The organism is Variovorax sp. dw_308 (assembly GCF_019207085.1).
GTDB lineage: Bacteria > Pseudomonadota > Gammaproteobacteria > Burkholderiales > Burkholderiaceae_C > Variovorax.
Genome location: NZ_JAATOM010000008.1, coordinates 197,991 through 218,610 on the forward strand (window position 1 = coordinate 197,991; position 20,620 = coordinate 218,610).

The window sequence follows — 20,620 nt, forward strand, 5'->3', positions numbered from 1 at the left end:
GCCGCTATTGTGTCAGCCGCGTCTCCGCGGCGGCAAAGACGACGAAGAATTCGTTGCCCTCGGGCCCGGTCGCGGCAAGCGGCCGGCGCTCGTAGCCGATGGTGGCGCCGTGCCGCTCGCAAAGCTCCCGGCAGATGAACAGGCCCAGCCCGCTGGAGCGGCTTTCGGACGAGAAGAAGGGCTCGAACAGGTGCCGCTGCACCGCCGGCTCCAGCGGCATGCCGTCGCTCCACACCTGCAGGGTGGCGCGGCCGCGCTGCGCGGTCGCGGTCGTCACCTGGATGGAGCCGTCGCGGTCGCCCGCATAGCGCGCAGCGTTGTCGAGCAGGTTGACCAGGATGCGGCGCAGGTGCTCGACCTCGAAGCGCACGTCGCGCCCGCCGGCGTCCAGCGCCAGCAGCACGCCCTGGCGCCGGGTCTGGCGCACCCATTCCTCGGCCAGCGTGCGCACCGTGGCGTCCAGCGCGACCAGGTCGCCCAGCGGCAGCGAGCGTTGCTGCCGGGCGCGCGACACGTCGAGCACGTCGTCGACGATGCGCGCCAGGCGCTGCGCGTTCTGCTGCACCATCGCCGTCAGCTGGCGGTGCGACGGGTCGACGAGGTCCTCGCCGAGCAGCGCGCTGGCCTGGGTGATGGCGGCCAGCGGATTGCGGATCTCGTGCGCCACCGCCGCCGACATGCGGCCCATGGCGGCCAGCTTCTCGGTGCGGATGCGCGCCTCCAGTTCGCGCAGGTCCTGCAGGAACATGACGCAGAGGCTGTCGATGCGCCGGTCGTTGGCCGGCGTCAGGCGGGTGCGCACGCGCACCTCGCGTGGCGCGCCGCCGGCCTGCGCGATCGGCATCTCCTGGGACTGCGGCTGGCGCTGCGAGAAGGTCTCGTCGGCCAGCACCGCCAGCGAATGCCACGCCGGATGGGCATCGAGCTCGAAGGGCAGCGCCATCGCGGCCAGCCCGCGCCCGAGGATCGCGTCGGCCGCCGGGTTGGCCGAATGGACGCGGCCCTCGGCGTCGATCACCAGCACGCCTTCGCTCAGGGTCTCGATGACCAGGTCGTTCACCTGCGCATGCAACTGCGCGGTGCTGCGGCTGCGCAGAGCCAGGGCCTCCTCGCGGGCCAGGCGCAGGGCAAGCTGGTGCGCCAGCAGCGCCACGACGAAGAGGCCGGTGCCGGTGAGCGCGGCCTGCAGGAAGCGGGTCGACGGATCGCCCGAATGGTCGAGCCATTGCCAGCCCGCGTCGCCCAGCAGCAGCAGCGACACCGCCGCCGTGGTGCCGAGGCCGACCGAAGCCGTGCCCAGTACCGCGCCCATCAGCACCGGCAAGGCGAACAGCGGCGTGTAGTTGATGCTGCCCGGCGACTGCACCAGTTGCAGCACGGTGAAGGTGGCCAGGTCGATGCCGATCGAGGCCAGCCATGCGCCCCGGAAGCCGCGGATGGGCGGTCGGAAGGGCACATAGCGCATGGCGCCGAGCACGGCCGCCAGGTAGAGGAGCGAGATGACCAGCGCGGTCGGGTGGATCGCCGGGCTGATGCCGACGCTCACGCCCTGCAGCATCACCAGCACGGCGGCCACGAAGCTGCGCGCCGTCATGAAGCCGCGCCAGAGGCGCTGCAGCGCCGGGCTGTCGGCCTGCGGTGTCTTGTCGAGGGTGCCCCATTCGCTGCCGGGCTCCCCCCGCGACCAAAGCAGCGGGGAACTCATCCGGCCGCGGCTTGGCGGTGCGCGATGCTGCAATAGACGCCGCCGCCGGGTCCGGCGATGGCGTCGCTCGCCGGCAGGTGCAGGCCGCAATGGGCGCAGCGCACCATCTCTTGCGGCTCACCCGCGCGCCGGGGCGCGGATGGTTTCGCGGCCCGTGCGGCCTCCTCCATTTCCTCACGGCGATTGCGGCGCCACAGCCAGATCGCCACCGCCACCACGAACAGCACGAGCAGGTATTTCATGCGACGCGGTCCAGCATGACTTCGAGCACGAAGCGCGAACCCACATAGGCCAGCACCAGCAGCGCCGCACCCGCATAGAGCACGCGCCGCGCCGTGCGCCCGCGCCAGCCGACGCGCGCACGTCCGGCCAGCAGCACCGCGAAGCAGAGCCAGGCCAGCACCGAGAGCACGGTCTTGTGGTCCCACTTCCAGGCGCGGCCATAGAGCGTCTCGCTGAAAAAGAAGCCGGCCAGCAGCGTGGCCGTCAGCAGCGCGAAGCCGGCGGTGACGAAGCGGAAGGTCAGCCGCTCCAGCGTGAGCAGGGGCACGCCGGCCTCCGGATCGTTGGCGCGGCGGATCTGTTTCTCTGCGCGGGTGATGAGCCACGCATGCACCACGGCCGCGCCGAACAGCCCGTAGGACGCGATGCCCAGCGCCAGGTGCAGGGGCAGCCACGGCGACGCGGACACATCGAGCGGCTTGCCGGGAAAGAAAGTGGCCACCAGCACCGTGGCGGCGGCCAGCACAGCCAGCGCGCGGCGCACGGTGAGTTGGGGGTACATGCGGCTTTCGATGCCGTAGACCGTGAGCACCAGCCAGGCCGTCACGGAGAGCGCGGGCGCCCAGTCGAACCGGGGTTGTGCGCCGACGAGACCCTGCACCAGCGCGATACCGTGCAGCACCCACGCGAGGATCAGCAGCCATTGCGTGGCCGAGCGGCTCAGGCGGGAGGCCGCGACCGCGGTCACGCCATAGGCCGACGCGGCGGCGATGCCCAGTGCCACGCCGAGCGGGGAGGGGCTCGCTAAAATCATCAGCCGAGTTTAATGCGCTGGAGATTGTCACCAGCCTCCTGCGTCGCCCCGTTTCCGGCGTCGCGGCCAGTCGGCAGGCAGCCCGCCGCCACCGGCTCCGCGGCATTCCCCGCAGCCACCGGGCTCACGCATACTGTCCGGGTTTCTTTCGTCTTCCATCGGCTCGCGGCAGCGGGCAACAAGGCATCCCTTCATGGCCAACGCTCTCTCCGAAAAGTTCTCGCGCCTCGTCAAGCAGGTCAGCGGCCAGGCCCGCATCACCGAGGCCAACGTACAGGACATGCTGCGCGAAGTGCGCATGGCGCTGCTGGAGGCCGACGTGGCCCTGCCGGTGGTGCGCGATTTCGTCGCGCGGGTCAAGGAAAAGGCGCTCGGCCAGGAAGTGCTGGGCTCGCTGAAGCCGGGCCAGGCGCTGGTCGGCATCGTCAACCGCGAGCTGGCCGCGACCATGGGCGAGGGCGTGTCGGACATCAACCTCGCGGCGCAACCGCCGGCGGTGATCCTCATGGCCGGCCTGCAGGGCGCCGGCAAGACCACGACCACGGCCAAGCTGGCCAAGCACCTGATCGAGAAGCGCAAGAAGAAGGTGCTGACCGTGTCGGGCGACGTGTACCGCCCGGCCGCGATCGAGCAGTTGAAGACCGTCACGAAGCAGGCCGGCGCCGAATGGTTCCCTAGCACCGCCGACCAGAAGCCGCTCGACATCGCCCGCGCCGCCATCGACCATGCGCGCCGCCACTTCTTCGACGTGCTGCTGGTCGACACGGCCGGCCGCCTGGCGATCGACGAAGTGCTGATGACCGAGATCAAGCAGCTGCATGCGGCGTTGAACCCGGTCGAGACGCTCTTCGTCGTCGACGCCATGCAGGGCCAGGATGCGGTCAACACCGCCAAGGCCTTCAAGGACGCGTTGCCGCTGACCGGCATCATCCTCACCAAGACCGATGGCGATTCGCGCGGCGGCGCGGCGCTGTCGGTGCGGCAGATCACCGGCGTGCCGATCAAGTTCGCCGGCACCAGCGAGAAGATCGATGGCCTCGAGGTGTTCGATGCCGACCGCCACGCCGGCCGCATCCTCGGCATGGGCGACATCGTGGCGCTGGTGGAGCAGGTCACGGCGGGCGTCGACGTCGCCGCGGCGCAGAAGCTTGCCAACAAGGTCAAGAGCGGCGGCGGCTTCGACCTGGACGATTTCCTCGGCCAACTGCAGCAGATGAAGCAGATGGGCGGCCTCTCCAGCATCATGGACAAGCTGCCCTCGCAGATGGCGGCCAAGGCGACCGAGGCCGACCTCACGCGTGCCGAGCGCGACATCCGCCGCAAGGAAGGCATCATCAACAGCATGACGCCGCTGGAGCGGCGCAAGCCGGAGCTGCTCAAGGCCACGCGCAAGCGCCGCATCGCGGCCGGCGCCGGCGTGCAGGTCCAGGAAGTGAACCGGCTGCTCAACGAGTTCGAGCAGATGCAGGGGATGATGAAGAAGATGAAGGGCGGCGGGCTCATGAAGATGATGAAGCGGATGGGCGGCATGAAGGGGATGCCGGGCATGGGTGGGGGCGGCGGCGGAATGCCGCGCTTCTAGAAGGTGTGAAACTTTCTGCTGCGGCCACCGATCTTGCGTCTGCGGTCCTCACCGCACGAGCGTGCGTTCCGGTCCGCGAGCCGGCCTCCCGGCTGGCGCCCTCGCTACGAAATCTTCAGACCTTCTGATCTGAGCCCTCCATCCGGTGGGGAGGGCACAGCCACTCGGATTGGGGAGACGTGGCACATTCCACGGTTCGTCTGCGGCAAATCGCTGGAGGCGCGCCATCGGCCCTTCGGTGCAGCGCGCCTGCCTGACACTCCGAAGCCCGTCCAATCGCCATCGAACACCCGTGTCCACTCTCCTCAGCTACCCCCTCGTTCTCAAGGGCACCGTCTTCCTGTCGATGGTGTCGATCTTCGGGCTGCTCGAATGGCGCTGGGGCGCGCGGAAAATCGAGTGGCGCAAGGTGCTGTGGCGCGACCTGGTGGCCCAGGCCTTCTATGCCTTCGTGGTGGTCAAGGCGGCGTTCTTCCTGAATCTTTGGATCAGCGTCAAGGGGCCTTGGCCCGAAGCCATCGGAACTTGGCCATTGGCGGTGCGTCTGGTGCTCTACCTGCTCGTCGCGGATTTCGGCGCCTACTGGATGCACCGTCTGGTGCACGTTGGCGTGCTGTGGCACGTGCATCGCTGGCACCATTCGCCCAAGCACATGTACTGGCTGGCGGGAAGCAGGGGCTCGATCCTGCAGCAGGCGCTTTTCAACCTGCCCTACATCTTCGCGAGCCCCCTGCTCAACGTGTCACCGTGGTGGATGTTCAGCGGCCTGTTCGCCCTCTATGGGCTGACCAATGCCTGGATGCACATGAACGTACGCTGGAAGCTGGGCTGGGTCGACTGGCTGCTGGTCACGCCGCGCACGCACGAGATCCACCACAGCGACAACCCGGCGCACTACAACAGCAACTTCGGCGTGCTGCTGTCGATTTGGGACCGGATGTTCGGAACGTACAGGAGCCCGAAGGATGTGGATTCCGCGGCGCTGAAGTTCGGGATTCCGGAGACGGTGCCGGTGGGGCGGATGGCGATCGGGTTTTGAATGTGGGAGGGTGATGCCCGGGCGTTCGGGTGCGTGAACGGAGCAAGGTACGCCGTCGGCGTGCTCCCGCTCCAGAACCCAAGAAAAAGCGCCCCAACAAAGTGGGGCGCTCATGACTTGAAGCCGTCTCAGGCAGTCAGCGCCGCAGGACGCGCCAGACGCACCGCGTGCATCCACGCCCGGCGCAGCACCGCAGGCGAGCGGGACTCTTCGGGAATCAGCAGGTAGCCGCGTTCGCGCAGGCTGGTGCCCAGCCCGATCTGGCTCGTCAGCACGGTCAGCGGAATCGCCAGCAGCAGCGGCAGGCCAACCGGCATCAGCCAGATCAACGCACTCGGGTCGATCAGCGCGATGCCCAGGGCCAGGGCCAGCACGACCAGGCTCATCGGCGCCAGCGTCGAAGCCGCATCGCGCCACGGCACGGCATTGGCTTCACGCGGAGGCGACTTCCAGTCGAGCTTGATGCCGGTGAGGGCGACCACCACGAACAGCGAGTGCGCAATCATGCGGACCGGCGCCTGCACGATGGCCAACGCGCTCTCGAGCGCGGCGCTCTTGACCAGGCCCCACAGCCCGCCGTACTGGTTCTGCTCGCCACGCATCATCACGGCGGCAATGCCGAGGATGCGGGGCAGGAACAGCAGGCACAGCGTCCAGACCCACAGCCCGGCGAGTTCCGCCGGAAGCACGTCCCATTGGCCCAGCAGGCTGGTGCCGCTCAGCCAGAGCGCGGTGCCCAGCGTCAGGAACGCGAGCCACAGCGGGGCCGAGACATAAGCCATAGTGCCGGTCACGAACATCGCGCGGTGCACCGGGTGGATGCCGGGCTCGGCCATCAGGCGGGCGTTCTGCAGGTTGCCCTGGCACCAGCGGCGGTCACGCGTCAGCTCGGCCAGCAGATCCGGCGGTTGCTGTTCGTAGCTGCCGACCAGGTCGGACACCAGCCACACGTGATAACCGGCGCGGCGCATCAACGCGGCTTCGACGAAGTCGTGCGACATGATGCCGCCCGACATGCCGCCGGTGCCCTTGATCGGGGCCAGCGCGCAGTGGTCCATGAAGGGCTTGACGCGGATGATCGCGTTGTGGCCCCAGTAGTGCGACTCGCCGAGTTGCCAGAACTGCATGCCCAGCGTGAACAGGCGACCCGTGACGCGCGATGCGAATTGCTGCGCCCGGGCGTGCAGCGTGACGTGGCCGATGGCCTGCGTCGCGGTCTGGATGATGCCGGCGCTCGGGTTGGCTTCCATTAGCTTGACCATCGAGCTCAGGCAGTCGCCGCTCATCACCGAGTCGGCGTCCAGCACGACCATGTAGCGGTAGTCCTTGCCCCAGCGGCGGCAGAAGTCGGCGACGTTGCCGGCCTTGCGGTGCGTGCGACGGGTGCGCAGGCGGTAGTAGACCTCGACCTGCGGCTGGCTCGGGTTGGTGGCCAGCGCGGCGCGCAGGTCTTCCCAGGCGGCGCGCTCGGCGGCGGCGGTCTCGGGGGCGTAGCTGTCCGACAGGATGAACACGTCGAAGTGCCTGGCATTGCCGGTGGAGGCGACCGATTCGCAGGTTGCGCGCAGGCCGGCGAACACCGTGGCCACGTCTTCGTTGCAGATCGGCATGATGATCGCGGTGCGGGCTTCCGGGTTCATCGGATGATCCGCCACCTGCTTGACCGACAGCGCATGCTTGTCTCCGCGCACGGAAACATAAAAACCCATCAGCGCGGTCACGAAGCCGGTGACGACCCAGCCGGAGAGCAGCGCATAGAGGCCGATCTGGCCGTATTCGAGCCAGGCGTTGTCGTAGTCCGGCTGGATGTTGGCAAACAACATGGCGGCGATCACGGTGCTGAACAGGGTCAGCGCCATGAAGGCGAGCCGGCGTCGTTGTGCGGCGCGTTCCCACGCCTCTTTCTTCGGCGCCGCGACAGGCGCCGAACGGCGCGCGCCGCCGGCGCCCAGGCGCACGAGCATGGCGGTGCCGATGCTGTTCCAGAAGCCGCGCCACGGCCGCGGCGCCATGGAACCGCGGTTCACCGGCGGGGCCGTGACGGAGTTCGGATGACGCTCTTCGCGCAACGGGCTGCGCGCCGGGGCGCTTTCAACCAGCGCCTGAAGTGTGCTCAGCTGTGAATAGTTGCTCGGCTTCATGGGGGCGGCCTACCAGTGTTGCCTGGCAGAGCCAAGCGTGTCGCCGATTGCCGGAAAGCGCTTGAAGACGCAATCAGGCGCCGCGCCGCTGGACGCATCGTGCGCCGCGTGCGGATGTGCCGCGCCACGGGGACGCGAGAGCGAAACCCGTTTTTGACGGAGGCCGTCGCGCTGCGAACGCAGTGCGAATGTGGGGCTGAGATGTGCTGTCATGCCAGTACAGGGGCAATACCTGTGCCAGCAGGGAATTCAGCTTGTGCATCAACGACTTGCGTCGCTTTACATGGGGTTTACCCGAGATTTCGGGTCCGGGAGGGGTGGAAACCTCCGCTTTTGTCGCCGCACGGCGACAAGCCCCGCCGTTCAATTTTGATAACTCAATGAAATCAAAGACTTAGCTGCGTCGCTCCTCGGCGACAGGCTCGCCGGGGCCGCCGCCGGCGTCGGACTTGAACAGGCCTGGTGTCAGTTCGTGCTTCTGCAGCAGCCGGTAGAACTCGGTGCGGTTGCGGTCGGCCATGCGGGCCGCGTCGGCCACGTTGCCGTCGGTCAGCTTCAACAGGCCCACCAGGTAGTCGCGCTCGAAGCGCTGCTTGGCTTCGGCGTATGTCTGCACCTCGACCGTCGGCACGCGCAGCGCCCGCTGCACCAGCGACAGCGGGATCAGCGGCGAGGTCGACAGCGCGCACACCTGTTCCACCACGTTGAAGAGCTGGCGCACGTTGCCGGGCCACGCGGAAGTCGTCAGCGCCTTGAGCGCCTCGGGCGCGAAGCCCGAAAGCCGCTTGCCGTACTTCGCCGACAGTCGGTTCAGGAAGTGGTTGGCGAGCAGCGGGATGTCTTCGCGCCGCGCGCTGAGCGGCGGCAGCGTGAGTGTCACGACGTTGAGACGGTAATAGAGGTCTTCGCGGAACTGGCCGGCCTCCATCGCGGCGTCGAGGTCGCGATGGGTGGCCGAGATGATGCGCACGTCGACCGCGATCGACTGGCTGCCGCCGAGCGGCCGCACCGCGCGCTCCTGCAGCACGCGCAGCAGCTTGACCTGCAGGGCCGGCGGCATGTCGCCGATCTCGTCGAGCAGCAGCGTGCCGCCGTCGGCCTGCTGGAACAGGCCCTTGTGGTTGGCCACGGCGTCGGTGAAGGCGCCCTTCATGTGGCCGAACAGTTCCGACTCGAGCAGCGCCTCGGGGATGGCGCCGCAATTGACGGCCACGAAGGGCTTTTCGGCGCGCGCGCTGGCGCGGTGGATGGCCCGGGCCAGCAACTCCTTGCCGGCGCCGCTGTCGCCGCGCAGCAGCACGCTGGCGTCCGACTTGGCAATCATGCGGGCCTCGGCCAGCACTTCGGCCATGCGGTTGCTGCGGCTCACGATCTCGGCGCGCCAGCTTTCGTCGCTGCCCTTGCTGGGCAGGTGGACCGGGGCGCCGAGCGCCAGCGCCTGGCCGATCTTCTCGAGCAGCTCGCGCGCCTCGTAGGGCTTGGTCAGGTAGGTGAAGACGCCGCGCGCGGTGGCCTCGACCGCATCGGGAATGGTGCCGTGCGCGGTCAGCAGGATCACCGGCAGGGAAGGATGGCGCTTTCGGATCTCGTCGAACAGCGCGAGGCCGTCCTTGCCGGGTAGCCGCACGTCGCTCAGCACCAGTTGCGGGTGTTCGATCTCCAGTTGCGTGAGCGCCGATTCGGCCGAGGTCACGGCCGTGACCTGGTAACCGGCCGAGTTCAGCCGCATCGAGAGCAGCCGCAGCATGTCGGGGTCGTCGTCGACCACCAGCAGGCGCGCCCCGGGCGATGTCGTATCGGTCACGGGAGGACTTTCGTGGTGCTTCGCACTGCGGTGCGACCGGCGTTCATGGCGTGGCCCTGATGGTGTTGCTGGGGCGGCCGAAGCTTCGCTCGATGGCGCGCAGCGCTTCCATCCGGTCGTTCAACTGGTCGATGCGCCGCTGAGCTTCGCGCACCTGCTGCGCCTGGCGGTCGCGATCTTCCTCGACGCGGCGTTGTTCCACATAGCGCTGTGCGAGCGCACGGGCCAGCGGCTGCAGCGACTGTGCCTCGGCGGCTGGGTTGCCGATCACGCGCTGCATCAGGCTGAGCGCGCGCGCCAGGTCGGGCGGGTTGCGTGTCTGCGCCAGCGCGATCGCCAGTTGCATCTGTCCTACCGGGGAATCGGCGGGATCGCCGAGGCGCGCGATCTCGTTGCCCAGTTCGTTCCCGCCAAGGGGCCGGATCCGGTCGGCGTAGGCGAGAACTGTCGCGCTGGGCGAAGGGCTGTCGGCGGACGGCGGCAACAGGCGCGTCGCCGGCGCGGTCGGCTCGACTTCGACCGGCGTCACGCGCGGCATCGGCGGTGGCGGCGGCGGAGCCTGGACCGCGGGCTTGATCACCGACGGCAAGGCGCAGCCGGCCAGGAGCAACGGCAAAGCAATCGCGGTCACCCGCGAGGTTCTGCGAACGATGTGGAACAACATGAACAGGGAAACTGGGAAATCCGGCTCAGGCGGCGCGGGGGAGCTCGATGCGAAAACGTGCGCCGGGGCCGTCGGGCAGCAGCGTGATATTGCCACCATGTGCAGCAATGTACTCCTGCACGATCGAAAGGCCGATGCCTGTGCCTTTGACCGCATGCTCCGGCTGGCGTTCGCCGCGGAAAAAGGGTTCGAAGACGCGGTCGCGGTCGGCCGGTGCAATGCCGGGACCGGCGTCGCTGATGTCGATGCGGGCCACGCCGGGCTCATGCGACACGGCAATGGTGATGGTGCCGCCGCGCGTAGAGAAGCGGATCGCGTTCGATAGCAGGTTGGCGATGGCCGTGCCCAGCTTGACCGGGTCGACCGTGGCCGTGACGGGCTCGCCTTCGGCCCGTACCTTGAGGCCCTGGGCCTGCCATTGCAGGCGTTGCGCGTCGATCTGTTCCTCGATCAGCGGCAGCAGCGCGGTGCGCTCGCGGCGTAGTTCGCGCGCCTCGAAGGCTGCTGCATTGAAGCGCAATAGCGCCTCGATCTGGCCCTGCAGCGACAGCGTGTTCTGCTGCAGGATCTGCGCGACCTCGCGCTGGGCCGGGTTGAGCGCGCCGGTCACGCCGTCCTCCAGCAACGAAACGCCTTCGCGGAGCGCGGCGAGTGGGGTCTTGAGTTCATGCGACACATGACGCAAAAAGCGCGCCTTGTCGGCATCCAGTTCGGTCAGGCGCAGGCGCAGCCATTCGAGCTGCTGCGACACGCGCCGCACGTCGACCGGGCCACGGATGTTGATCGGCTCGTCCAGGCGGTTCTGCCCGAGCCCGACGATGGCGCGCTCGATGCGCTTGAAGGGCCGTGCCAGCCACACGCCAAAGGCCAGCGCCAGCGAGACCGCCAGCGCGCTGGCCGCCAGCACCTGGCGCATGAGCCGTTCGCCGGCGTTCTGGATGCGTTCGGCCAGCGCATTGTTCTGCGTCTCGATCAGGTTCTGCGCCTGCTGCGCGATGGCCGTGTTGAACCCGTCGAGTTCGCGGAACTGCAGGGCCACGCTGTTCTCGCGGGCCAGCGCGGTGTCGCCGGGGCCGTCCATGAGCCCTTCGATCGCGCCGAGCTGCTCGCGCCAGCCGACCACCGACTCCGGCGGCAGGCCGTTGTCCACCAGCTTGCCGACGACGGCGGTGGCGTCGCGCACCGCATCGTTGAAGCGGCGGCGCAGCATCGCATCGTTCAGCACCAGCGACTGCCGGCCCGCGCGCTCCATCGCCGCGCTGCGCTCGGCCAGCGACTGCGCGCCGCCGGACAGCGCCAAGGCGCGCGCCGCCGCGTTGCGGCTCTCGGTCATCAGGGTTTCATACTGGAACAGCGAGCGCAGGGCCACGCCCACCAGCAGCGCGGTGATGACGAGGAACGCGAACAGCAGCAACTGCTGGAACGAGCCGCGCGAATACTTGGATGTGGGCATCAGCTGGCGAGCGCCGCGGGGGCGGTGGCCGGCGCGGTGATGTCGTTTTCGCGGATCGGCACCTCGCCGCGCAGCGTGTAGGCCAGTGACTTCGTGATGCGCAGGTCGATCATCTGGCCGACCAGGCGCGGATCGCCGGCGAAGTTGACGACGCGGTTGCACTCGGTGCGGCCCATGAGTTCGGTCGCGTCCTTGCGCGAGGCGCCTTCGACGAGCACGCGCCTCGTCTGCCCCACCAGTGCATTGCCAAAGCGCTTGACGTTCAGGTCGATCACGGCCTGCAGTTCGTGCAGGCGCTTGAGCTTCACGTCGTGCGGCGTGTCGTCATGCAGCGCCGCGGCCGGCGTGCCGGGGCGGGGGCTGAAGATGAAGCTGAAGCTGGCGTCGAAGTCGCAGTCGTGGATGAGCTTCATCATCTTCGCGAAGTCCTCGTCGGTCTCGCCGGGGAAGCCGACGATGAAGTCGCTGCTCAGGGCCAGTTCCGGACGGATGGCGCGCAGCTTGCGGACCGTGCTCTTGTATTCCATCGCCGTGTAGCCGCGCTTCATCGCCATCAGGATGCGGTCGCTGCCGTGCTGTACGGGCAGGTGCAGGTGCGAGACGAGTTGCGGCACCTTCGCATAGGCCTCGATCAGGCGCGGGGTGAACTCGTTCGGATGGCTGGTGGTGTAGCGGATGCGCTCGATGCCGGGGATCTCGGCGATGTATTCGATCAGCAGCGCGAAGTCGGCGATCTCCGAGGTGTCGCCCATCCTGCCGCGATAGGCATTCACGTTCTGGCCCAGCAGCGTGATCTCGCGCACGCCCTGGTCGGCCAGGCCGGCGACTTCGACCAGCACGTCATCGAGCGGGCGATTGACTTCCTCGCCGCGGGTGTAGGGCACCACGCAGTAGCTGCAGTACTTGGAGCAGCCTTCCATGATCGACACGAAAGCCGTCGCGCCCTCGACGCGCGCTGGCGGCAGGTGGTCGAACTTCTCGATCTCGGGGAAGCTGATGTCCACCTGCGGCCGGCCCTGCGACTCGCGCTGGTTCAGCATCTCGGGCAGGCGGTGCAGGGTCTGCGGGCCGAACACGATGTCGACGTAGGGCGCGCGGGCGATGATCGCCTCGCCTTCCTGGCTGGCCACGCAGCCGCCCACGCCGATCTTCACGCCCTTGGCCTTCAGGTGCTTCACGCGGCCGAGGTCGCTGAACACCTTCTCCTGCGCCTTCTCGCGCACCGAGCAGGTGTTGAACAGGATCAGGTCGGCCTCGTCGACGTTCTGCGTGGGTTCGTAGCCCTGGGCTGCGTTCAGCACGTCGGCCATCTTGTCCGAGTCGTACTCGTTCATCTGGCAGCCGAAGGTCTTGATAAATACTTTTTTGGACATGTTGTTTCCCCTGGGAGCGATGTCCATCGCGGGCACTGTCGCACGCGACGGACGCAAAAGAAATTCGTGGAGGGCGGGATGCAGCCACAAGGAGCATCGCCCGGATCGCCGGCATCTGCTCTGCGGCCGATGCGAGACCCTTGCGCCCCCTGTGTTCAAGGGTTCCTGGCGCAGGGCCCTGTTCGCGGCCCTATTCGCCGTATTTCGGCAGTTGGTCGAACGGTGTCTTGCCGTCGTCATGGGGCCGGCTGGCGGCTACGAAGGGCCAGAAATTCAGGAACGGCCGCTCGGCCGTTTCCCGCTCGATGGAGGCTTCCTCTGGCGTCAGGATCCACACTTGCGACACCAGTCCGGCCGGGTCGCGCGTGTAGTTGACAAGGAACTTCTGCCCCTGGATGGCGCCCACCATGACCAGCATGTTCTGCGGGCTGCGGATGCGGGCGCCGGGCGAGAGCCGGTCGGGCTGGCCGTCGAGCATGACCTCGGGAGCATTGAGGATCAGCAGCTTGCCGCGCAGGGTGCCGGTCGGAAAGTTGCGACCGCCGATGACGGCCTCGGGCGAGATCTGGGCTTGCGCGTCGGTGGCGAGAGGGCCGACCGCACTGGCCAAGCCAAGGGAAAGCGCTAGCAGGATTTGAGTTGTGGCGGATTTTTTGCAGCGATTCATGGGGTATATCCAGAGGCTGTGAAGCGGCGATTCTACCGAGGGGCCTCAGGGAATTCCCCAAGGGCTGGAATGCGATCCTTCGCTGGCGTTGGATCAATCTTTTTGCCGGTTGTGGACTCCACCCCTCGACCACTGGTCCAATGGTGACTATTCGTAAACAAGCTGGCGTTTTTTACTCGATGCTGGCAGTACCGTGCAAGTCGTTCCATGAAGAAAAAAATTTTTGTCACCCTTGCCGGCGTGTTGGCCGTCGCCGCAGCCGGGGGCTGGTGGTGGACGGGCCACAGGCAGCAGGCCGCCGCCAAGGCCGAAGGCAATGGGGCGCAAGCCGCCGCGCCAGCGCTGGTGACGCTCAGCGCCGCGCTGAAGCAGACCGTGCCGGTCACGGTGGAAGTCAATGGCAGCGTGGTGTCGCTCAACAGCGTCGACCTGCGTCCGCAAGTCACGAACACCGTGCGCGAGGTGCATGTGAAGGAGGGGCAGTTCGTCAAGGCGGGGCAGTTGCTGTTCACGCTCGACGACCGGCCCGACCAGGCCAACCTGGCCAAGGCCCGTGCCCAGCAGCAGAAGGACGAGGCCACGCTGGCCGACTACGAGCGCCAGCACCGGCGCGGCCAGGAAATGGTGGGGCAAGGCTTCATCGCCAAGAGCGCGGTCGACACGATCCTTTCGCAACTGGAAGCCCAGAAGGCCGCCATTGCCGCGGACCGTGCCGCCGTGCAATCGGCGCAGGTGGCCCTGGGCTATGCGACCTTGCGCGCACCGATCGCCGGGCGCATCGGCGCGGTCGCCATCTATCCGGGCAGCCTCGCGCAGCCCACGGTGCCGATGGTCACCATCACCCAACTCGACCCGATCGCGGTGAGCTTCCCGGTGCCGGAAGGGCAGTTGCAGGACCTGTTGGCCGCGGCGCGGACGCAGACGCCGGTGGAGGCCGTGGTTGCCGGCCGCAAGAAGCCGCTGATGGGCGTGCTGAACTTCGTCGACAACACGGTCGACCCGCAGATCGGCACGGTGCGCGCCAAGGCGGTGTTCGGCAACGAGGACCAGGCGCTGTGGCCCGGCCAGTTCGTGGCCACGCGCGTCACCGTGCGCACGCTGCGTGACGCGACCGTGGTGCCCGCCGCCGCGCTGATGATGCTGGGCGACGGCGTGTCGGTCTATGTGGTCGACGCCGACCAGAAGGCGACGCGGCGCCAGGTCAAGACCCCGTACACCTTCGGCACGCAGGCGGTGGTGACCGGGATCGAACCGGGCGAGCAGGTGGTCATCGAGGGCAAGCAGAACGTGCGCCCGGGCGGAAAGGTGCGGGTCGAGAAGCCGGCCGCGCCCAGGACGGCACCGGGCGAGCCTTCGTCGGCCGTGTCGCCCGCGTCGCTTTCGCCGGGGCAAGCGGACGCGTTGCCCAGGCAGGTGAAGTCATGAACGTCTCGGAGCTTTGCATCCGTCGTCCCGCGATGACGGTGCTGCTGTCCGCGGCGGTGGTGGTGATCGGCATCTTTGCCTACTTCAGCATTCCGGTGGCGGCCCTGCCGAGCTACAACACGCCGGTCATCAACGTCAATGCGCAACTGCCGGGCGCGAGCCCGGACACGATGGCCTCGTCGGTCGCGCTGCCGCTGGAGAAGCAGTTCTCCACCATCCCCGGCCTGCAGACCATCAGTTCGACCAACACGCAGGGCGTGACCTCGCTGACGCTGGAATTCGTGAGCACCCGCGACATCGACGCGGCCGCGGTCGACGTGCAGGCTGCGCTGCTGCGGGCGCAGCGCCAGCTCCCGGCGGAACTGACGCAGATGCCGTCCTACCGCAAGGTCAATCCGGCCGATGCGCCGGTGCTGTTCATCTCGCTGCAGTCGGATTCGATGAACCCGACCGAGCTGAACGACTATGCCGAGAACCTGATCTCGCCCACGCTCTCGACCATCGACGGCGTGGCGCAGGTGGCGGTGTACGGGCGCAAGGCCTTCGCGGTGCGCATCAAGGCCGACGCCAACCTGTTGAACGCCCGCAACATCACGCTCGACGAACTGGCAAACGCGGTGCGCCTGGCGAATGCCAACACGCCGGTGGGCGTGCTCGACGGCCCGCGCCAGACGCTGACCATCCAAGCCAACGAGCAGATGCTGAAAGCCGCCGACTTTGCCCGCGTCATCGTCGGCCAGCGCAACGGTGCGCCGGTGCGGCTCGACGAGGTCGCGACCATCGAGGACAGCTTCGAGTCGGTGAAGACGGCGAGCAGCTACAACGGCAAGGACTCGATCACGCTGGCCGTGCAGCGCCAGCCCAATGCCAACACCGTGCAGGTGGTCGACGCGGTTCGTGCGCTGCTGCCGCGCTTCAAGGCCGAGCTGCCGCAGTCGGTGCAGATCGACATGGTCAACGACCGCTCCCTCTCGATCCGCGAGGCGGTACACGACGTGCAGCTCACGCTGATCGGCACCATCCTGCTGGTGGTGCTGGTGATCTTCCTGTTCCTGCACCGGCTGGTGGCCACGCTGATCCCGGCCGCCACGATTCCGATCTCGCTGATCGGCGCGGTGGCGCTGCTCTATGCCTTCGGCTACAGCCTCGATAACGTGTCGCTGCTCGGCATCACGCTGGCCGTGGGGCTGGTGGTGGACGACGCGATCGTGGTGCTCGAGAACATCATGCGCTACGTCGAGAAGGGCATGCCGCCGATGGCCGCCGCGCTGCGCGGCGCGCGCGAGGTGGGCTTCACCATCGTCTCGATCTCGATCTCGCTGGTGGCGGTATTCATCCCGATCTTCTTCATGCCGGGCGTGATCGGCTTGTTGTTCCACGAGTTCGCGGTGGTGGTGGCGCTGGCGGTGCTGGTGTCGGCGATCGTGTCGCTGACGCTGGTGCCGATGCTGGCGAGCCGGCTGTTGAAGCAGGTCGACCACGAACCCGGCGAGCTCGACCACGAGGAAGTGCATCCCGAGCCCGGCACCGCGATCGGCCGCGCCTTCGAGCGCCTCTACCAGTCCACGCACGGCGGCTACATGCGCTCGCTCGACTGGACGCTGGAGCACCGCCCGATCATGCTGGGCCTGGCTGGCCTGACCTTCGTCGTCACCGCCTGGTTGTTCGTCACCATTCCGAAGGGCTTCTTCCCGGAGGAAGACATCGGCCAGATCCAGATCACGACCGAGGCCTCCGAGGACATTTCCTTCACCGCCATGAAGACCTTGCAGGCGCGCGTGTCCGACGCGCTGCAGGCCGATCCGAACGTGGCCTACGTGACCTCCTTCGTCGGCGCCGGCGGGCCGACCGCCACGCAGAACGCGGGCCGCCTGTTCGCCGTGCTCAAGCCGCGCAGCGAGCGCATGAAGATGCCGCAGGTGCTCGAATCGCTGCGCAAGCGCTTCCGCGAGATCCCGGGCATCGCCGTCTACATGCAGCCGGTGCAGAACCTGCGCCTGGGCGGTCGCCAGAGCAAGGCCCGCTACCAGTACACGCTGCAGAGCGTGAACGCCGGCGCGATGGGTGAATGGGCCGGCAAGATGATGGAGCGCATGCGCGCCGACCCCGACTTCCGTGACGTCACCAGCGACTCGCAGAACCGTGGCCTGCAGGCCACGCTCGACATCGACCGCGACAAGGCCGGCGTGCTCGGCGTGCAGGTCGGCGACTTGCGCACCGCCCTCTACAACGCCTACGGCGATCGCCAGATCGGCAGCATCTACGGCGCCAGCAACACCTACCAGGTGATCCTGTCGGCGGCCGACAACGACCGCCAGTTCGAACAGGACATGTCGCGGCTGTCGGTGCGCAACAAGGCCGGCCAGCTCGTCCCGCTGACTGCGTTCACCACCGTGCGGCGCACCATCGGCCCGACGGCGGTCAACCACCAAGGCCAGTTGCAGGCGATCACGCTATCCTTCAACCTCGGGCCCGACGTGCCCCTGGGCAATGCGACCGCCAAGATCGACCAGTTCAAGCAGGACATCAAGATGCCCGAGTCGATCATCACCAGCTACGGCGGCGATGCGGCGGTGTTCCAGAGTTCGCAGGGCAGCCAGGCGGTGCTGCTGATCCTGGCGGTGCTGGTGATCTACGTGCTGCTGGGCGTGCTGTACGAGAGCTACATCCACCCGCTCACCATCCTCGCGGGCCTGCCCTCGGCGGCGGTCGGCGCGCTGCTGTCGCTCAAGCTGTTCGGCTTCGACCTGACGCTGATCGCGACCATCGGCATCCTGCTGCTCATCGGCATCGTCAAGAAGAACGCGATCATGCTGATCGACTTCGCGCTCGATGCGCAGCGCACCGAAGGCATGCGGCCGGTCGACGCGATCCGCGAAGCCTGCCGGTTGCGCTTCCGCCCGATCCTGATGACGACGCTGGCCGCGCTCATGGGTGCGCTGCCGCTGGCACTGGGCCTGGGCGCGGGCGCCGAGTTGCGGCAACCGCTGGGCGTGGCCGTGGTGGGCGGGCTGATCTTCTCGCAGGTGATCACGCTCTACATCACGCCGGCGATCTACCTGGCGCTGGACCGGTACAGCGGCACCGGGCCTTTGTTGAGCTTGCCGGGGGAGCGCACTGTGGGCGTGGTGGCTCACCAATAGCCGGGGTCAGCGGCGAGCAACAGCGAAGCCTGTTCGTGGGCACCCGCGGAACAGGCTTTGCCGGGCCGCTGGGTGCGCCCTCTTGAAGGGGGTAGCGCCGCAGGCGCTTCGGGGGTGGGCTAATGTGACCCGACCGGGCCCAGCAGGCGCGGCGTCACGCTCGCCTGCAGCGGCGCGTTCACCGTCACCGGCTTGCTTCCCGCTGCGCGATGCTGCTGCGCCGGCGTCCGCCCGGCCACCACCCGCAGCACCCATTCACTCACCACCGCCTGGAAGGTGTGCTGCGAGGCCAGCGTGGTGATGCTGTGGTCGATCTCGGCGATGAACTGGTAGTCGATGTGCTGGGCGTACGGCTCCGAAGCGAAGCGGCCAAGCTGGTCGCGGCCGCGGTCGCGCACGTGTTTCGTCCCGGTGTAGAGGAAGAACAGCGCGACGCCACGGCCCACCAGTTCGGTCATCGAGCGGTGGAAGGTCGTCTCCGTTTCCTCGCGCGACACGGCCCGCATGAAGTTCACTGGCGCCGCCGCCGCCGCGGCCTTGGCCGAGAACTTGCGATGCAGCCAGCGGATGGACTTGGCGATCACGGCCGGGTTGGTCGGCGCGGCCATGGCGCGGCGCAGGGTCAGCTCCAGTTGCGCACGCCGGCTGGGGAAGGCGTAGCTGTCGAACATCAGGATGCCGACGATGCGCGGGTCCACCATCGCGGCGGCCATGCCGTTGGTCGAGCCGGAGCACAGGCCGATCACGATGAAGCGGCGGATGCCGAGCATGGTCTCGATGAGGTTCATCGCGGCCTGCATGTCGAACACCACCTGCGTCATGTAGTGGTTGGCGCTGGCCGGCGCGCCGCTGTCGCCCAGGCCGGCCAGGTCGAAGCGGATGCTGCTGATGCCGTACTCCGACGACATGTGCCGTGCCAGCTTGACGTTGGCGCGGTGCGGGCCGACGCGGTGCGTGGCACCCATGTTGAGCATGAGGCAAGCGACGGGCGCCATGCGTCCTTCCTCGCTCGGCGTCGTGACGATGCCGACGAGGGAACTGTCGCCGCCGAAAAGAACCGGTGTTTCTTTCATGTCACTTACCTACTTCCGCCAGCAGGCGCTGCACAGCTTCGGCTGGCACCATGGCATTGTGGGGATGTGGATCGGAGACCCATTCCATTGGATGCTTGAAGGGCAGCAGGCGCAACGGCATGTGCCGCGCCAGCTCGCCCTCGGCCCAATGGCGGGTCGCGACGTCGTCTTCGCTCGCGAGAGCGGTTGTCTGGTAGAGCGCGGTCAGCGGCAGCGAGGCGGCGTCGAGCGCGCGCAGCTGCCCATGCAGCACCGGCGAGATCTCGAAGCCGAGCAGTTCGCCGGTGAAGGTCTCGGGCGGCTGGGCCAACTGGCGGCGCCATTCGGCCTTGGGCACGACGAAGGAGCGCTCCAGTGCGTCGACGTGCCGCTCCCGCAACTGCGAGAGGTAGTCCTTGCCGTCGACGATCGGGTCCCATAGCAACAATCGCGCAGGGTCGCAGCGCCCGCTGTGCGCAGCCATGATCGCCACCGCCGCACCGAGCCGGGCGCCGAGCCAGACCACGTTGCGCGCCTCGGTCAGGCGGACCAGTTCCTCGTGGGCCACGCAGACATCGCGACGCCAGCCTTCGAGCTCGGCCTCGGATTCGTCGCCGGGCGAGTCGCCGCTGCCGTAGTAATCGAAGCGCAGCACCGACACGCCGGAGCGCGCCAACCGATCCGCCAGCACGCGCACCAGCCGATGCGCGCGGATGGCTTCCTGGCCGAAGGGCGGGCAGATCAGCACTGCCGTTGCGCCGACCCGTTCGGCAGGGTGGAACAGCCCGAACAACTGGCGTGATGAAGGTCCGAACATGAGCGGGGTCATGCGCATGCCTCGCATTCCTCGGTTGCGCCGGCCTTGACGGTCAGCACCATGGCCAGCGCCGCCACCGCGCCGTCGCCGCCGTCGGTGGACACCAGCGCCAGGTGCATCGGCCCGCCGTCCAGCGGCATCGCCACGTGCATCGCCACCGGCCGGATGCCGACATGGAACGAGCGCGTGTCGAGCCCGAGGCCCACGCCGACAGCCTTGAGGCAGGCTTCCTTGCGCGTCCAGCAGCGGAAGAAGGCGAGGTCATGCGCCGGCCCGGGCTCGATGGCCGCGAGCGCGGCCTGCTCGGCCTCGTCGAAGTAGTTGGCGGCGAGTTCATCCGCATCGGGCATGGGGCGCACCAGTTCGATGTCGACGCCGATCTCGGCCTGCTCGCTCAGCGCGATCAGGCCCACGCCCTGGCTGTGGCTCAGGTTGAAGTGCACGCCCGTCGCGGCCTCCAGCTTCGGCTTGCCGAAGCTGCCCGCGGTGAAGTGCAACTGGGCCGCATGGCGGCGCGCCGGGCCGGCAAGCGTCTGGCGCAGCGCGACGTGGGCCGCCTGGTAGCGGCTGCGGTCGCGTGCGAAGACGAAGCGGCGTGCCCGGTCAGCCTCGGCCTGCGACAGGCCGCGCAGCGCGTCGGGCGCGGGCGGGGTATCGAGGTCGACGCGCCAGAGCGCGCAGGCCAGTGCCGAGGGGAGTGCCGTGATGGACATGCGCAA

The 20,620-nt window shown here is 68.0% G+C and carries 16 protein-coding genes; 4 read left to right on the plus strand and 12 right to left on the minus strand.

Features of this window, described 5'->3' with window-relative positions; all coding sequences use genetic code 11:
- Positions 1 to 4: 4 nt before the first annotated feature.
- From HCU76_RS18095 to HCU76_RS18105, 3 genes are read right to left on the minus strand one after another with little or no spacing between them, the layout of a single operon-like run.
- Positions 5 to 1,705: a nitrogen regulation protein NR(II) gene (locus HCU76_RS18095; protein WP_213952979.1), complete on the minus strand. Its 1,701-nt coding sequence runs from the start codon at positions 1,703 to 1,705 to the stop codon at positions 5 to 7.
- Complete coding sequence (locus tag HCU76_RS18100) at positions 1,702 to 1,947, minus strand: PP0621 family protein (protein ID WP_213952980.1); 246 nt, start codon at positions 1,945 to 1,947, stop codon at positions 1,702 to 1,704. The genes HCU76_RS18095 and HCU76_RS18100 overlap by 4 nt, the downstream gene beginning before the upstream one ends.
- Entirely contained in the window at positions 1,944 to 2,741 is a 798-nt protein-coding gene (locus HCU76_RS18105; protein ID WP_213952981.1) for an inner membrane protein YpjD, read from the minus strand. Before HCU76_RS18105 ends, HCU76_RS18100 begins: the two co-directional genes overlap by 4 nt.
- A gap of 193 nt (positions 2,742 to 2,934) precedes the next feature.
- On the opposite strand from HCU76_RS18105, the gene ffh reads away from it, so the two are divergent.
- A complete protein-coding gene (ffh, locus tag HCU76_RS18110) occupies positions 2,935 to 4,323 on the plus strand; it encodes a signal recognition particle protein (RefSeq protein WP_213952982.1) in 1,389 nt (462 codons plus the stop codon).
- A gap of 292 nt (positions 4,324 to 4,615) precedes the next feature.
- Positions 4,616 to 5,362: a sterol desaturase family protein gene (locus tag HCU76_RS18115; protein ID WP_218510219.1), complete on the plus strand. Its 747-nt coding sequence runs from the start codon at positions 4,616 to 4,618 to the stop codon at positions 5,360 to 5,362.
- Positions 5,363 to 5,490: 128 nt separating this feature from the next.
- Here HCU76_RS18115 and mdoH read toward each other — a convergent pair whose 3' ends face one another.
- The 6 genes from mdoH to HCU76_RS18145 all read right to left on the minus strand — a co-directional run bounded on the left by mdoH (position 5,491) and on the right by HCU76_RS18145 (position 13,464).
- Positions 5,491 to 7,503, minus strand: coding sequence for a glucans biosynthesis glucosyltransferase MdoH (gene mdoH / locus HCU76_RS18120; RefSeq protein ID WP_218510220.1), 2,013 nt, complete (start codon positions 7,501 to 7,503; stop codon positions 5,491 to 5,493).
- A gap of 394 nt (positions 7,504 to 7,897) precedes the next feature.
- Positions 7,898 to 9,307 (minus strand): sigma 54-interacting transcriptional regulator, encoded by a 1,410-nt coding sequence (locus tag HCU76_RS18125; RefSeq protein WP_213952985.1) that lies wholly within the window; start codon positions 9,305 to 9,307, stop codon positions 7,898 to 7,900.
- A 43-nt stretch (positions 9,308 to 9,350) separates the two neighbouring features.
- The gene (locus HCU76_RS18130; protein WP_371319851.1) at positions 9,351 to 9,938 is read right to left on the minus strand and encodes a hypothetical protein; all 588 of its coding nucleotides are present in this window, start codon (positions 9,936 to 9,938) and stop codon (positions 9,351 to 9,353) included.
- A gap of 58 nt (positions 9,939 to 9,996) precedes the next feature.
- Entirely contained in the window at positions 9,997 to 11,424 is a 1,428-nt protein-coding gene (locus tag HCU76_RS18135) for a sensor histidine kinase KdpD (RefSeq protein WP_218510222.1), read from the minus strand.
- Complete coding sequence (gene miaB, locus HCU76_RS18140; RefSeq protein ID WP_218510223.1) at positions 11,424 to 12,797, minus strand: tRNA (N6-isopentenyl adenosine(37)-C2)-methylthiotransferase MiaB; 1,374 nt, start codon at positions 12,795 to 12,797, stop codon at positions 11,424 to 11,426. The genes HCU76_RS18135 and miaB overlap by 1 nt, the downstream gene beginning before the upstream one ends.
- 190 nt (positions 12,798 to 12,987) lie before the next feature.
- Positions 12,988 to 13,464, minus strand: coding sequence for a hypothetical protein (locus tag HCU76_RS18145; protein WP_218510224.1), 477 nt, complete (start codon positions 13,462 to 13,464; stop codon positions 12,988 to 12,990).
- Between the two features lie 207 nt (positions 13,465 to 13,671).
- Here HCU76_RS18145 and HCU76_RS18150 point away from each other — a divergent pair, with 207 nt between their 5' ends.
- Positions 13,672 to 14,889 (plus strand): efflux RND transporter periplasmic adaptor subunit, encoded by a 1,218-nt coding sequence (locus HCU76_RS18150; protein ID WP_218510225.1) that lies wholly within the window; start codon positions 13,672 to 13,674, stop codon positions 14,887 to 14,889.
- The gene (locus HCU76_RS18155) at positions 14,886 to 18,032 is read left to right on the plus strand and encodes an efflux RND transporter permease subunit (protein WP_218510226.1); all 3,147 of its coding nucleotides are present in this window, start codon (positions 14,886 to 14,888) and stop codon (positions 18,030 to 18,032) included. The genes HCU76_RS18150 and HCU76_RS18155 overlap by 4 nt, the downstream gene beginning before the upstream one ends.
- Positions 18,033 to 18,151: 119 nt before the next feature.
- On the opposite strand, the gene HCU76_RS18160 is transcribed toward HCU76_RS18155, so the two are convergent.
- From HCU76_RS18160 to HCU76_RS18170, 3 genes are read right to left on the minus strand one after another with little or no spacing between them, the layout of a single operon-like run.
- Positions 18,152 to 19,105, minus strand: coding sequence for an alpha/beta fold hydrolase (locus HCU76_RS18160; RefSeq protein ID WP_218510227.1), 954 nt, complete (start codon positions 19,103 to 19,105; stop codon positions 18,152 to 18,154).
- A gap of 1 nt (position 19,106) precedes the next feature.
- A complete protein-coding gene (locus tag HCU76_RS18165; protein ID WP_213952993.1) occupies positions 19,107 to 19,919 on the minus strand; it encodes a serine aminopeptidase domain-containing protein in 813 nt (270 codons plus the stop codon).
- Positions 19,910 to 20,614 (minus strand): 4'-phosphopantetheinyl transferase superfamily protein, encoded by a 705-nt coding sequence (locus HCU76_RS18170; RefSeq protein ID WP_213952994.1) that lies wholly within the window; start codon positions 20,612 to 20,614, stop codon positions 19,910 to 19,912. Before HCU76_RS18170 ends, HCU76_RS18165 begins: the two co-directional genes overlap by 10 nt.
- Between the last annotated feature and the right edge of the window lie 6 nt (positions 20,615 to 20,620).